The following is a 15,347-nucleotide window of genomic DNA, read 5'->3' as shown; positions in this document are numbered from 1 at the left end:
AAAATGATTGAATTCAAACAGGTTTCTTTTACATATGAGAGCGGCGGGAGAGAAAGCGGCCTGAGCAACATAAATCTCACCATAAGGGATGGCGAATTCGTTTTGTTCTGCGGAAGCTCAGGCTGCGGAAAAACCACGCTTACCAGGTTGATTAACGGATTGATTCCAAACTATTATGAAGGAAGGCTGGAAGGTTCGGTGCTGGTGGACGGCATCAATGTCTCCGGTGTTCCCCTGTATGATATGGCAGGTATAGTAGGCTCGGTTTTTCAGAATCCCCGCAGCCAGTTTTTTAATGTAGATACCACCGGCGAACTGGCCTTTGGCTGTGAGAATCTGGGGTTGCCTGCCGATGAAATAAACAGGAGGGTCACCAGGACTTCAGCCGAGCTTGGTTTAAATCCCTTGCTGAACCGCAGTATTTTTGCCCTCTCAGGCGGTGAGAAGCAAAAGATAGCCTGCGGTTCGGTTGCGGCACTGGAGCCGCACATATATGTTATGGATGAGCCCTCTTCCAACCTTGATGTCTTTGCAGTCGAGGATCTACGCGCCCTTCTGGCATATTGGAAAGCCCAGGGCAAAACCGTAGTCATTGCGGAACACCGTCTGTATTACCTCCATGAACTGGCAGACCGTGTGATATATATGGAAAACGGACAGATTTGCAAAGAATTCAGCGGAAGGGATTTTTCCGCCATGAAAAGAAGCGACCTGTATGATCTTGGGCTGCGTGTGCTGTCACTGGAGGAGCTTCGAAAATTAGCCATTGGACAAACCAATAAAAGCAGCAGTTTTTTAAGTTTTTCCGATTTTTATTTTACATATCCCAACGGTTCGGAGGTGCTGGATATACATAAGGCCGCAGTTCCTGAAGGAGCCGCAGTAGCGGTTATAGGACACAACGGCGCCGGAAAATCAACTTTTGCCCGCTGCTTGTGCGGTCTCGAGAAAAAATGCCGGGGAAGTGTAAAAATAAATGGTCAGACTCTCCTGCAAAAGCAGCGCCTGAAAAACTGCTACATGGTAATGCAGGATGTAAATCATCAGCTGTTCACTGAAAGTGTGTTGGATGAAGTCCTTATATCCATGGAACAGGAGGAGCAGAATCTGGCTGAAGAAATCCTTGAAGGTCTGGATTTGCTCCAGTTCAAGGAGGTCCATCCCATGTCACTGTCAGGAGGTCAGAAACAAAGAGTTGCAATTGCATCGGCAGTAGCATCTTCAAGAAGGATAATCATTTTTGACGAGCCTACAAGCGGTTTGGATCTGCAGCACATGAAAGAGGTGGCCCGTAACCTCCGCAGTCTGTCTGAAAGGGGAAACAGCCTGTTTATTGTAACACATGATCCGGAATTTATTCTGTCCTGCTGCACCCATATCATACAGGTTGAAAAAGGACAAATTGCAGAAAATTATCCTCTGGATGAATGCGGGATTGAAAAAATGCTTGGTTATTTCCTTGATGCCCCAAGAGAACAGGCTGACAGTAAACGTAAACAAAAGGTGGTGTAGATATTGTTGCTTGACGGATCGGTCTATTTGGGTAAAAACGTATCAGTAGTATGCAGTGACAGTACCTGTACAGTTTACAAGCTGCAGGATAATTCCGGTGAAGGAATCATGACCGGATATTCGGTCTTTCCGGGTGTCAGTCTTTTTTACCATGATTTCCATATAGAAAAATGCAAGTCCTATTTTCAGCCAGGCACCGAAATATTTTGCATTGATCACTGCCGTGAAGGCCGTCTGGAATGGGAGATGGACGACGGCAGCTGCATGTATATGGAAGCGGGAGATCTGCAAATGAATTCCCGTGCTCAACATTCCAGAATGTTTTATTTTCCCCTCAGACATTATCATGGTATCACCGTTTCAATTTGTGTAAAAGAAGCAGAAGCTGTACTTCCGGGAATACTTGAGGGTTTTTCGGTAGACGTCTGTTCACTCAGGGATAAATTCTGTTCAGGAAAGCAGCCCTTTATCATGAGGGCCGGAGCCAGTATAGAACATATATTTTCGGAGCTTTATACCGTACCCGAGTCAATACGCAACATGTTTTTCAAGATAAAGGTTTTGGAGCTGCTGCTGTTTCTGAATTCACTGAATGTTTCGCCAGACTTGGGAGAGCGCCCTTACTTTTGCAAAACCCATGTTGAAAAAGTCAAAGCCATAATGGAGCTTATCACCGGAGAGCCGCAGCGGCATTATACTCTTGAGGAACTGTCCAAAAGGTTTGATTTTCCCGTCACCTCCATGAAGAACTGCTTCAAAGGGGTATACGGAACGTCCATTTACGCCTATATGAAGGATTACCGCATGAATGCGGCTGCCGTATTGCTCCGAAGGACAAAGGACAGTGTTACTTCAATAGCCATGCAAATGGGCTACGAAAATGCCAGCAAATTTTCTGCCGCTTTCAAATCGGTTATTGGAACAACTCCGGCAGATTACCGGAAATCCATTGTCTGAATGGAGGGCTTATCTCCTTTATGGAGTAGTGAAGAACAGTTAAAGGTACTATCATAAGAATGGTTGGTTAATACTGATCATTCTTTTTTGTGTAAATTTATGTTTTATCGATGCTGAAAGTATCAGTATAGTCGATATCACAAATATACCGGCAATTTCAGATTAATTAAAAATGGCTTTGCAACCAAAGCCGAAAAGGAGTTGAATTATGAAAACCAGGCGTAAAAGTACTCTGGGTACTATTTATTATTTTGCACAGGAATGCAGGGGAAAAATGCTGCTTTCCATTTTAACCGCCATAATAAGCGTGGCAGGCGGCTTGGTCCCTTACTGGGGAGTTTACCGGCTCATACTGCTGTTTTTCAGTGAGTCCCGCACTGCCGGGGAAATATTTTTCTGGACGTTAATTTGTTCAGGGGGTTATGTTATTAAAATGCTGTTCTACGGTATATCAACAACCCTGTCACATTCGTCTGCTTATCAGATACTGGAAAGTATCAGGCTTGCCATAAGCAGGAAACTTATGAAGGCTCCCCTGGGTGAGATTCTGTCCAATACGGCCGGCAAACTTAAAAGCATTGTTGTGGACCGGGTCGAGACCATTGAGCTGCCGCTTGCCCACATGATACCTGAAGGTATTTCAAATCTCCTGCTCCCGGCGGCCGTTTTTGCATATATGCTGCATATTGACTGGCGCATAGCACTGTCATCTCTGGTATGTGTATTCCTTGGTGCCATAGTTTTTGCCGTAATGATGAAAAATTACAACCAGCAGTATGCAGCGTACATGGAGGCAGGCAGCCATGTAAACAGCGTAATTGTAGAATACATTGAAGGCATACAGGTCATCAAAGCCTTTAACCGTTCCTCCGGTTCCTATGAAAAATTTGCAGGGGCGGTGAAATCCTTTAAGGAATTTACCCTTGCATGGTTCCGCAGCACGTGGAAGCTGATGAATCTTGGAAATGCACTGCTGCCGTCCACCCTGCTGGGAATTCTTCCGGTGGGAATACTTCTGTATATCGATGGAAGTCTGAATCCTGCCCAGCTTACCCTGTGTATGATTCTTTCCCTGAGCATCGTGGCTCCGGTAACCTGGTTCACGGTTGCCGTAAACGATTGGAAATCCATTGAGTATGCAATAAAAGATGTAAATCAGCTGCTGGAACTTCCCGAGCTGCCTGATGCGAAAGCTGATGTTTCCCTTGATACCTTTGATATAGCACTGAAGGATGTAAGCTTTGCCTATAATAAAACAGACGGCGACATCCTCCATGATATAAACCTGGTGCTGCCCCAGGGAAGCTTTACCGCTCTGGTGGGACCGTCCGGAGGAGGCAAATCCACTGTGGCACGGTTGCTCGCCAGATTCTGGGACGTGGGAAAAGGGGCTGTTACCATAGGAAAAGCAGATATCCGCAGTATTCCTCTTTCACAGCTGTCCCAGATGGTAAGTTATGTTGCCCAGGATAATTTTCTGTTCAATTGCTCTATCCTGGAAAATATCAGACTGGGGAAACCTGCGGCAAGTGATGAAGAAGTCTATGCAGCAGCCAGAGCCGCCCGGTGCGAGGAATTTGTCCTACGGCTGGACAACGGTTGGAAAACCCCGGCCGGAGAAGCCGGAGGAAAGCTTTCGGGCGGCGAGCGGCAGCGTCTGGCAATCGCAAGAGCCATACTGAAAAATGCTCCGATAGTAATTCTTGATGAAGCAACTGCATTTACAGACCCGGAAAACGAGGATAAGCTCCAGCGCTCCATAGCGGCTCTTACAAAAGGTAAAACACTGTTGGTCATTGCTCACAGGCTTTCCACAGTAAAAAATGCAGACCAGATAGTCTTATTGGAAAAAGGGAAAATATCAGCTAAAGGAACACATGAGGAGCTTTTAGAAACAAGCTTGCTCTATCACCATATGTGGCAGGCCCATATAGGTTCAAAAGTCTGGTCTGCAAACAACGGAAGAAAAGGGGGGCGAGTTCATGCTTAAAACAATTAAACGTATCATAATCTGGGCAGGAGAGCATAAATCCCGGCTGTACCTGGGATTTCTCTGGTCCTTCCTCAGTGCTGTATTTACAGCCATGCCCATAATAGGTGCTGCCCACACCTTGAACCTTATGCTGGAGGACCAGGCCGGCATTAGAAGGCTGACACCGGTATGGGCACTGTATATGCTTGTTTTCATGGTATTAATGATATTGGGCCGGTTCTTATTTTCCTATCTCCGTGCAGTATACCAGGATAGCATAGGTTTTGAGATAACAGCTGAGGAACGCATGAGAATAGGCGGTATCCTAAAGCGGGTCTCCCTGGGGTTTTTTGACAGGAACCACACGGGAGATCTTGTAGGTGCGGTTACCACCGACCTTTCTTTTGTTGAAATGTTTGCGATGAACATGATAGACACAGTGATCGGAGGATACATCAGTGCTTTTGCAATGATTTTATGCCTCTCCTTTTATTGCTGGCAGGCAGCGGCTTTTTCAGTCCTGGGAATTATTTTGTCGGCGCTGGCCTTAAGACTTATGGGCTGGTTCAGCCATCGCAATGCGCCCGTCCATCAGCAGGCCCAAAACGATATTATTACTGCCACATTGGAATATATCAGGGGAATACCTGTAGTAAAGGCCTACGGACAGGAGGGAGCATCTACCGAAAGCATCAGACAGGCCTATAAAAAGCACCGGAATATCAATGTGAGGATTGAAAAAAATTATGTACCCTGTAACTGCCTGCACCTGATTTCCCTGAAACTGGCTTCGGTTGCCATAGCTTCGGTATCCGCATACCTGGCAGCGGATGGAAGCCTGACCATTCCTGTTTTCCTCATGCTGGCAATATTTTCATTCGTAGTTTTCGGGCATGTGGAAAAAATAAATAATGCCACTCATGTACTGCAGGTTATCGGGCCTACTCTGGACAAACTGGACAAAATCAAGCAGGCAAAATTTATTGACAGCAAGGGAAAAGACATTGAAGTTAAGAATTTTAGCATTGAAATGAAGGACGTCAGATTTTCCTATGATAAACGTACCATACTTGATAACGTCACCTTTAACGTACCCCAAAATACGACAACCGCAATAGTTGGGCCGTCCGGAAGCGGTAAAACCACCATCTGCAGCCTCATTGCAAGATTCTATGATGTGGACTCGGGGAGCGTATCCATCGGAGGCACCGATGTGAGGGAAATGGGCTGTGACAGTCTGCTGAAAAACATAAGCATGGTATTTCAGAATGTATATCTCTTTAATGACACGATTGTTAATAATATCAAATTCGGAAAACCTGACGCTGCCATGGAGGAAATTATTGAAGCTGCCAGGAAGGCACGTTGTCATGACTTCATTACCGATTTACCGGATGGTTATAATACCATGGTGGGCGAAGGAGGCTCGACTCTGTCGGGAGGTGAAAAGCAGCGTATCTCCATCGCCCGCGCAATCCTGAAAAATGCACCTGTTGTCATACTGGACGAAGCAACTGCAAGTGTCGATCCCGAAAATGAGCATTATATCCAGGAGGCCATCAGTGCTTTAACCCATGGGAAAACCATCATAGTCATAGCTCACAGGTTGGCGACCATAGAGAATGCCGATCAGATTCTGGTACTGGACGGAGGCAGAATAGTTCAACAGGGAACACATGAGCAGCTTTTGACAGAAGATGGCATATATAGCCGGTTCCATGCCATAAGAAAGCAGGCTGAAGGCTGGAGTATTGCATAAAATCCGGGTTTCATCACTTTTTTGTCCGATGTAAAATGTAAGTACTATTACAAAAAACTTACAATAGTATTATATTTAATTAACCTCCATTATTTAACAATGAAAATAGAATATAATAAAATCAACAGGATTTAAATTTAAGTCTGAATTATATTTTTTTATTTTATTTGGAGGTTAAAAATTATGAAGAAATTTTTGTGTATCTTATTGGCATGCGTGCTGTTATTGTCATCAACAGCGGTTTTTGCCACTAACGGTAACGGAAATGGCAATGACAAAAAGTTTAATAATTATAACGACGAGTATGAAAATGCCATAAACGCATTACAGGCAATACTTAATAACTACAGCAGAGATGACAGGAACTATGATTATTATGATCAGCAATATATCCAGGAAATTATTAATCAGATATTAAAGTTAAAACAAAAGTACAAGGATGGGTCCACATCAATTTTTATCAACGGCCGGGAGTACTCTGTCAACGATGGGGATACCATTAAATACAAAAATTTTGTATTACCCGTAAAACCTGTTCAGGAGGGCCTTGGGGCAAATGTCAACTGGAACAGCAAAACACACATTGTTACAATAACAGACGGTAACATTACTCTGGTTATGAATCTTGACAACAATAAAATAAAGGTTAACGGTTTTGAAATCAAAAACAGTGTTCTGACAAGCAACAAGAAAAATCAAACAATAGTATTGATAAAATTTATAGCCGAAGTACTGGGAAAGAATGCCGAAATTAACGAAGGTGCCGGTGCCATTATCATTGATGATGACGGAAGCACCAGCATTAATGACAATACTAAAGGCAATGGCTTGGGCCAGTTTAATTACAGCGGAAAATGGAATTACGGAACACAGGCAAATGCATATCTGGAGGATAATCACTGGTCCTCAAGCCGCAATGCTTATTATAAGGTAAAATTTGAAGGCACACAGATAAAGCTTTATGGAGCAACCTCGAATAATCACGGTATTGCCGCTGTTTCAATCGACAACGGACGGGAAACCAATGTTGATTTTTACTCTTCCAAGAGAGCGGACAATGTTTTAGTATACACAAGTCCTGTTTTGAAACCAGGCCAGCATACACTGAAGGTGCGCGTTACAGGAACTAAAAACAGCAAATCCAAAGGAACTAATGTTACAGCCGACAGAGCAACTATTTTTTCAACTGATGCCGCTCAAAGCAATATAGCATTAAACAAAAGCGTCTTTTCCGACAGCCAGCAATCTGAAAATCCGGCCTACAAGGGTAATGACGGAAATACTTCAACCCGTTGGAGTGCATCCGACAGTTCCATAAACCACTGGTGGACTGTAGATCTGGGAGCCCTCTACAACATCAACGGTTCACAGGTAACATGGGAAAAGCCAAATAAGGCATATAAGTACAAAATAGAAGTTTCTCCCGATAACTACAACTGGACTCTTAAAGCTAATAAGACCAACAGTTACAGCAAGCAGCAGGTTCAATCAGACAGCTTCAGTGCAAATTCGGCCAGGTATGTAAGGATTACCGTTACAGGCCTGGAATCAGGCTGTTGGGCAAGTTTCTCCGAATTCAAGGTATTTGGCAGTGGAGGCACAAATACCAATGTTGATACAAAAGCTCCTACAGCTCCCACCAGCCTTAAAATAACCGCTCCGGTCCCCAGCGAAGTTGCTTTGAACTGGAATGCCTCTTATGATAATGTGGGAATAGCAGGCTATAAAATATACAGAAACGGCTACGAGGTAGCCGATATATCAAAGGGCACCTCTTACAGGGATAGAGGATTGGCAGCAGGCACCACCTATGTATACTCCATAGTCGCCTACGATGCGGCAGGCAATTATTCAAATCACAGTGAATTTGCCTATGTGACAACTCCGAACTCAAACGGCGGTGATTCCTGGTATGGAAACGGAAACGGTCTGAAGGCCGAATATTACAACAATAAGGATTTAACCGACCTAAAATTTACACGTACCGACGATACAGTAGATAATTACTGGAAAAATAGCTCACCTGACTCAAGAATAGATAAAGAGACATTTTCCATCAGGTGGTCTGGACAAATTCAACCACTGTATTCAGAAACATATACATTTTACACAACATCAGACGACGGCGTCAGATTATGGGTTAATGGCGTAAAACTTATCGACAATTGGTGTGACCATAGCGAAACGGAGAATAATGGAAACATTAATCTGACTGCGGGACAGAAGTATGACATAAAACTGGAGTACTATAATAATTGTGATATAGGAAGAATTAATCTTAAATGGTCAAGCTCCAGTCAATCAAAACAAATCGTTCCTAAAAGCCAGCTTTATTCTTCCGGAACAACTTCCGGCACAGACACACAGGCGCCCACAGTTCCTGAACGTCTCAGGGCCTCGGCTGTCTCTGCAAATCAAATCACTTTGACCTGGAATGCCTCATCAGATAATACAGGTGTTGCAGGATACAGGATTTACAGAAACGGTGTCCTGGCAGGAACGGTAAATAACACAACGACTTTTACAGATACCGGCCTGGCTGCAAATACAACATACACCTACCAGGTTGCAGCCTTTGATGCTGAGGGTAACAGCTCAAACAAGAGCTCAAGTGCAGCGGCAACAACCCGCACCTCCACACCTCAGGTCCCGCTGGGTACAGGCAATGGACTCAAAGGTGAGTACTATGACAATATTGATTTCACCAACCTGATAAAGGAAAGAGTGGATGAAAATATCAACTTTAACTGGTGGAAAAATGCCCCCATACCCTCAATGGGCGCAGATGAGTTTTCTGTCCGCTGGACAGGACAAATACAGCCCTTGTATTCGGAAACATACACATTCACTACGGTTTCTGACGACGGTGCAAGGCTATGGATAAACGGAACCAGGATAATAGACGACTGGAGGGAACACAGTTCTGCTGAAAGCAGCGGTACTATTACACTTACAGCCGGACAGAAATATGATATAAAATATGAATATTTCGATAAGACCAACGAAGCAGAGGCAAAACTCTTCTGGTCAAGCCCCAGCCAGACAAAGCAAATTGTTCCCAAGAGTCAATTGTATTGCACCGATGTTGATACACAGGCGCCTTCAACTCCGGACACTCTGCGTGCTTCAGCCGTTTCATCCAGCCAGGTGGTTTTAAACTGGAGAGCTTCTACAGATAACACAGGTGTAGCCGGTTACAGGATATACCGGAACGGCAGTCTGATTCAAACTGTGACCTCCGGCACAACTTATACCGATACGGGTCTTGCCGCAAATACATCATATACCTATACAGTATCGGCATATGATGCTGCTGGAAACAATTCACCCCAGTCCCTGCCTGTGACAATTTCCACACAGCAGCCGTCAATAGATAATTTAGCTCTGGGCAGGAGTGCTGTTTCGGACAGTGAGGAAAACGGCAACTCCGCTCAAAACGGAAATGACGGAAACCTTGACACACGGTGGTGTGCAGCAGACGGAAATGTTAATCACTGGTGGCAGGTAGATCTTGGAAGCAACCTGGACCTGACAGGTACTGAAATCACATGGGAAAAGAACAAGGTATACAAGTACCGGATTGAAGTTTCGGCCGACGGCACAAACTGGACGGCAGCCGTAGACAATACAGGAAATAACACGGCTGTACAGACAAAAAAAGACAGCTTTAACATAAGTAACATCAGATATGTCAAAGTAACGGTAACAGGCCTGGAGGACGGTTGTTGGGCCAGCTTCTCCGAATTTAAAGTCTTTTAATTGAGATTGGATTAGCTTCAAATTTATATAGTTCCAAACATCCGAAGTATAATTTTGTCAAAGACAGAATTATACTTCTTTTTATTTCACACTGCCTTTTTGTTCATTGACAAACATATAGGTTGTATAACTCCCTTTTAATATTACTTATTATTTGAAAGCTTAATTAAAGGAGGCTTTGATATGTATACAAGTTTACATTCCAAAGAAAATGAACAAACCCGGGCTGAAGGAGCCAAGAAGCCGCCCCAAAAGACTGCCTCCTCCAGCAAAACAATTGTAAAGCAGACCAACCCCTTTGAAATTATACAAAGGCTCCGCACTAACCCGGGTTCTCTTACATACAACGATATTAATTTACTGCAGAAGACCATCGGCAACAGTGCAACAAGCCAATTTTTAAAGGAACTTCAGGAAAGTCAAAGTTTATACACAGTAAAGAGCGGTGACACACTTGGTGAAATCGCAGAAAAATATCATACCACTGTTGAAACTTTTAAGAACCTGAATAACATTAAGGATATAAACCGTATATATCCGGGCCAAAAGCTGAAAATACCGGCACCTGACAAAAGTTCACCTCAGCCCCATAAAGTTCAGAACAAGACTCAGGACAAAGCCCAGGACAAAGTTCAGGAAAAAAACAGCGATAACGGAGCAATAAACATTGATATGCTAAAAGATAAGATCAGCAGCTATATTGATTTCAAGTATACCGACAAGTCCGGCAAGGAAAGTAAGAAGATACAGCTGCCCTATCAATGGGGAGGGGATTCCGGCAAGGGAAAATGGTCTGTGGAAGAAATGAATAAAAATATGCAAAAGCTTGGATTGACTGCCGACGATCCCAAACTTCAGGAAAAAGTATCGGCAAATCCCCAGGCGGCCGGGATTGATTGTTCCGGCTTTGTATTACAGGTTATAAACGCTGCTACCAACGGCCTGGCAGTACAATATTACAAAAAGGTGTTTAAAATTCCTACTGACAATGTACTTCACTGGGGAGTCAGTGCAGCGAATATGACTTCCACCCAATGCAGCAAAAAAATAGCAACCTTTTCAGAAGTACGTCCCGGGGATTACATACGCTTTGATGGAGGGGGACATATTGGTATAGTGTACGAGGTTTCCGGAGACACCATCCTGTATGCACATTCCAGTGGAAGCAAGGGCCCCCACAAAGCCTCCGTCAAGGTCAGCCAGGCCGGCAAGAGCAGCTTGAACCTTGCCAGTGAAGGTACCTTCAGCGACTGGGACGGCGGATATTCGGCAGCTATCAAAAAATTATTCAACTACATATGCAGACCTGATTTTGCTTCATACAAGCAGGATGAAAACAGCCCTGAACAAAAAACCGGTATTTAAGAATATGCCTGTCAAACCCGCTCAACTCAAAAAATAGAAAAATTCACTCCATTTTTTCTATTTATATTGTTTATATTATATGTTATTTGATTTTATATGATTTTGAAAATGCCAGCCGTTTTATATTCAGGCTGGTACTTTTTTGCGTATATGAATTTATAACTTTTATAAGAGTCAATAAGCACTAAAAAATGAGCGCAGCAAATTTTCTTGTAAAATAATAGATTTTTTTATACCTGTATAATATAATATTTCCATTAGTATACATTTAAGGGAAATAATAATTGCCTAATAAATTGAAATGAGGCTGTAAAATTGAAAAGATTTTTATTTTTGTTTTTATTAATATTTATATTAGCCGGCATGACAGGCTGCGGACAAGATAATTTCAGAATCGACAAAGAAAAAAATAAATTTGTTGAAATTGGTAAAAAGGACAGCACCCCGCCAAACAACCGGGGAATGACTGCTGCTCCCGGGAATGCAATTGAAGAAACCCTGTTTTCAGCTGAAAATTACTCTCCTTTGCCAGAACTGCAAGGGGTTAAATTAAATGAAAAAAAGAAAACCGTAACACAAAAAGAATTCCTGGAAATAATCAGGAATCCCATAGCCTTCGCAAAAATAAGCTATTCCTCGGGCTACGGCGGGCTGGTATGTTCCAAACCAAGAATTCTGCTGCAGTATGTTTTACCTGACCTGGAGAGCTATGAATCGGATTTTGACACCATTGAGATAAATTACTATGATATGCCCCAGGGTCTCAGCTCCAATCTCAGATTTACAGCTGTTGAAGACAGTATACAGGGCTCTTTGACCAGCCGCGGCTTGCTGATAGATGATGAAAAGAACATTTTACTGAATATAAAAAATGAAAACGATACTGAAACCATAATCAATGCGGTACAGTGGAAACCTCAATTTTCTCTTAAAAATGTAAAAGTGCTGTTCGGATATATCGGGGGAGGTACCTTAAAAACCCTCCTGTCCACCGGTGACACAGTCTATTTAATTGAAAATGATACTCTGAAATTGATTGAAGAGCGAAAAACTGGAAATTGGAAAACTCTATCCGGCTACGCATATGATGATAATTCCACAAATAAGGAAAAAAACCGTTTATACCTATACCAAGTTAACAGCAGGGAAAACAGGATAAGAAAAATAGAATTCTCGAGCAATACGGTAGTTTTTGATTACCCGCTGGAGAGTTTCCCTGCGAAAGGAGAAATAATAACCATAGAACATAATGCTTTGGATTTGAGCTATGTTTTAACCAAAGAGCAGGAAAGCCTGAAAGTATACAGCATCAATGAAGCCCTTATTAACAAATCAAATGAAGTCGGGTGCACTGATGAAAGCCCGCAGCCTGGCTCTATTGGTGGCATCTGGAGCTACAGCACCGGCCGTGATGACAGCATTGTCCTTTTCAGAAAAAATGAAAAGTTTCCTGTCAAGATGATCTATTCTTCCGAGCTGCAATACCGGCCTGTTAAAGGGAAGAACACTGCCGGTCAGGCACAGGTATCTGATGCGCCTGACGGAACAGTCAAATGGGGTTTTGCAATGTCCGATATTTGCAGCAGCAAAAAACCTTTACTGAATATTACATATAAAAAGCTGGTGCAATCGTTTGGACTTCCGGCCCATATGCGGACCTGCAAAATAAATTCTCCTGCCGACGGCCCGGATACATTTGAATACTACCATATTGCAGAATATCCCGGTATGGAATTGGAATTCTATTCAGGTTACCAACCTAAAAAACAGCCTTCCGAAACCGATACAACCTTTAGATTTGATTTAACAGGTAATGGTCAGGCACTTGACTGCGGCCTGAAAGTGGGAATGACTGTCAAGGAAGTGACGGACCGATTCGGAGACCGCAATATCTACAACCTCGGAGCTGAGGAAAAGGATACCGAAAAAAAGATTGAAGATACCTATGAATTAAATGATATAAAACATATTTTGACCAGCCATAAACCTGCTGATATGTATAATAATTATCAAAAAGCCATGATAATCTATGCAGATCCGCATAAATCTGATGAACCGGTAAAAGCACAGGCATTGGTTTTACTGATAAAAGAAAGTAAGGTTGACAGGATTGTATTCGGCTATCCCACAGCTGATTGAGTTTTACGTTAATAATGCTTATTAAAAATTTTTGGATTTACAAAAAATACATTGTATGCTAATATTAACATATTAAATATATATGCATAATATATTTTGAATTATAAAAACGTTATTACACTTTACTAGAATTTAAATGAAAATGTAAATTGGTGTTATTGAACTGCAAAAATTCAATAATGAAGTTGACTGAATTTATCAGAGACTGTTTTAAGTATATCAAGTACTTATAAACAGTCTTTTTTATTTACTGGAAAAACTATTCTTAAAATGTAAGGAGTGAATTTTAGTGAAAAGAATCAATTTAGCTGCAACCGCTGTAGAAAGCCGCGAACAGCGGCTTGGTACCATCATAGGCTGGGACGGCAATGCCGACAGTCTCGCCGAAGAATCGGGGTATGCAAGAAAATGTACCGGAAGAAAGGGGAAGGCATGTGAGCTGTGTGAGGTGAGAGGACCCTTTACACAGGGCTCGGTCTGCAGTGAGCAGATGGTTGAATGTCAGGCCGGAAACGTCCGTGATGCGGTGCTCATACAACATTCTCCAATTGGTTGTGCCGTCAGCCAGACCATATACAACTCCATTTACAGGAACGGACTTGCCATGAGGAATCTGCCGGTGGAAAATCTGAAAATAGTATCGACCAACCTCCTTGAACAGGATATGGTCTTTGGTGGTATTGAAAAGCTTAAGCAAACTCTGGATGATGTTATTGAACGTTACAATCCAAAAGCTATCTTTATCGGAACTTCATGTTCCACTGGTATTATCGGTGACGACATAGACAGTGTAGCCGCCGAATATACCGAGCAGCACCGGCTTCCGGTTGTGCCGCTCCACTGCGAGGGTTTCAGGTCAAAACATTGGAGTACAGGATTTGATTCCACACAGCATGGGATTTTAAGGGATATAGTGAGAAAAAATCCAAAAAAGCAGGAAGATCTGGTCAATGTGATCAATCTCTGGGGTTCGGACGTTTTTACCCCAATGCTGAAGGAATTGAACTTGCGCGTGAATTATGTAATTGATATGGCAACGGTGGAGGATCTGGCACAAATGTCGGAGGCTGCTGCCACAGTCGGCTTCTGCAACACGTTATCCTCCTATCTTGCCCAGGGGCTGGAGCAGAATTTCGGCGTGCCGGAGTTAAAGGCTCCGCAGCCCTATGGAATCGCAGGCACCGATGCATGGCTCCGGGGACTTGCAAAGCTGACTCACCGTGAAGAACCGGCCGAAAGATATATAAAAAAGGAACATGCACGGATCAAGCCCCTCATAGCTGCTCTAAAGCTCAAGCTGAAGGGTAAAAAGGGCTATGTAGCCACAGGTTCCGCATATTCCCACGGTCTGATAGCCGTTATGAGAGAACTGGGGATTGAGGTAAACGGCTCCCTGGTATTCCATCATGATCCTATCTATGACAGTGAAGACCCCGCTCAGGACTCCCTGGCCTTTTTGGTGGATAACTACGGAGATGTAGAAAATTTCAGTGTCAGCAACAGACAGCAGCACCAATTTTATGCTCTTCTAAAAAGGGTAAATCCGGACTTTATACTCATAAGGCACAACGGGCTTGCTCCCCTTGCCTCACGGCTGGGAATCCCTGCTGCTCCGCTGGGCGATGAGCATATTGCCGTAGGTTATGACGGAATTGTGAATCTTGGCAATGCCATCCTGGAAATCCTGCAGCGCAGAAAGTTTCATGAGGATCTTTCAAAACATGTCAAACTGCCCTATACCAAGTGGTGGCTTGAGCAGACAGATCCCTATATTGTCGCAAGAAACCCCCAGCTGATCTATCAGGATTGATTATATACAAGATTACATTACATGCAGATTATGCACGAGTTTTATTTTATGAACGGGATTGATTTTATAACAGG

At 43.2% G+C, this 15,347-nt stretch carries 8 protein-coding genes; all 8 read left to right on the top strand.

The window, feature by feature from the left end; genetic code table 11:
• The first annotated feature begins 3 nt into the window (after positions 1–3).
• The gene (locus tag CTER_RS03850; protein ID WP_004623836.1) at positions 4–1,512 is read left to right on the top strand and encodes an ABC transporter ATP-binding protein; all 1,509 of its coding nucleotides are present in this window, start codon (positions 4–6) and stop codon (positions 1,510–1,512) included.
• Positions 1,513–1,515: 3 nt separating this feature from the next.
• Positions 1,516–2,469 carry a helix-turn-helix domain-containing protein gene (locus CTER_RS03845; protein WP_004623830.1) on the top strand — a complete coding sequence of 318 codons (954 nt, stop codon included), beginning with the start codon at positions 1,516–1,518 and terminating at the stop codon, positions 2,467–2,469.
• A 208-nt stretch (positions 2,470–2,677) separates the two neighbouring features.
• A complete protein-coding gene (locus tag CTER_RS03840; RefSeq protein ID WP_004623789.1) occupies positions 2,678–4,459 on the top strand; it encodes an ABC transporter ATP-binding protein in 1,782 nt (593 codons plus the stop codon).
• Positions 4,452–6,200, top strand: a complete 1,749-nt coding sequence (locus CTER_RS03835; RefSeq protein WP_004623806.1) for an ABC transporter ATP-binding protein — start codon at positions 4,452–4,454, stop codon at positions 6,198–6,200. The genes CTER_RS03840 and CTER_RS03835 overlap by 8 nt, the downstream gene beginning before the upstream one ends.
• A gap of 183 nt (positions 6,201–6,383) precedes the next feature.
• Entirely contained in the window at positions 6,384–9,959 is a 3,576-nt protein-coding gene (locus tag CTER_RS03830; protein ID WP_004623838.1) for a PA14 domain-containing protein, read from the top strand.
• Between the two features lie 183 nt (positions 9,960–10,142).
• On the top strand, positions 10,143–11,324 hold the full coding sequence (locus tag CTER_RS03825) for a LysM peptidoglycan-binding domain-containing protein (RefSeq protein WP_004623833.1): 1,182 nt from the start codon (positions 10,143–10,145) through the stop codon (positions 11,322–11,324).
• A 315-nt stretch (positions 11,325–11,639) separates the two neighbouring features.
• On the top strand, positions 11,640–13,463 hold the full coding sequence (locus CTER_RS03820) for a hypothetical protein (protein WP_004623814.1): 1,824 nt from the start codon (positions 11,640–11,642) through the stop codon (positions 13,461–13,463).
• A 289-nt stretch (positions 13,464–13,752) separates the two neighbouring features.
• Positions 13,753–15,273, top strand: a complete 1,521-nt coding sequence (locus tag CTER_RS03815; protein WP_004623812.1) for a nitrogenase component 1 — start codon at positions 13,753–13,755, stop codon at positions 15,271–15,273.
• Positions 15,274–15,347: the final 74 nt, after the last annotated feature.

This window comes from Ruminiclostridium cellobioparum subsp. termitidis CT1112 (genome assembly GCF_000350485.1).
GTDB lineage: Bacteria > Bacillota > Clostridia > Acetivibrionales > DSM-1351 > Ruminiclostridium > Ruminiclostridium termitidis.
Note: the sequence above shows the minus strand (reverse complement) of the source record. Positions and strands in the feature narration are given on the sequence as shown.

Bases quoted from the DNA above. Each gene is read 5' to 3' on its own strand.
- CTER_RS03825 (WP_004623833.1), top strand. From the start codon at position 10,143: ATGTATACAAGTTTACATTCCAAAGAAAATGAACAAACCCGGGCTGAA.
- CTER_RS03830 (WP_004623838.1), top strand. From the start codon at position 6,384: ATGAAGAAATTTTTGTGTATCTTATTGGCATGCGTGCTGTTATTGTCA.
- CTER_RS03850 (WP_004623836.1), top strand. From the start codon at position 4: ATGATTGAATTCAAACAGGTTTCTTTTACATATGAGAGCGGCGGGAGA.
- CTER_RS03835 (WP_004623806.1), top strand. From the start codon at position 4,452: ATGCTTAAAACAATTAAACGTATCATAATCTGGGCAGGAGAGCATAAA.
- CTER_RS03840 (WP_004623789.1), top strand. From the start codon at position 2,678: ATGAAAACCAGGCGTAAAAGTACTCTGGGTACTATTTATTATTTTGCA.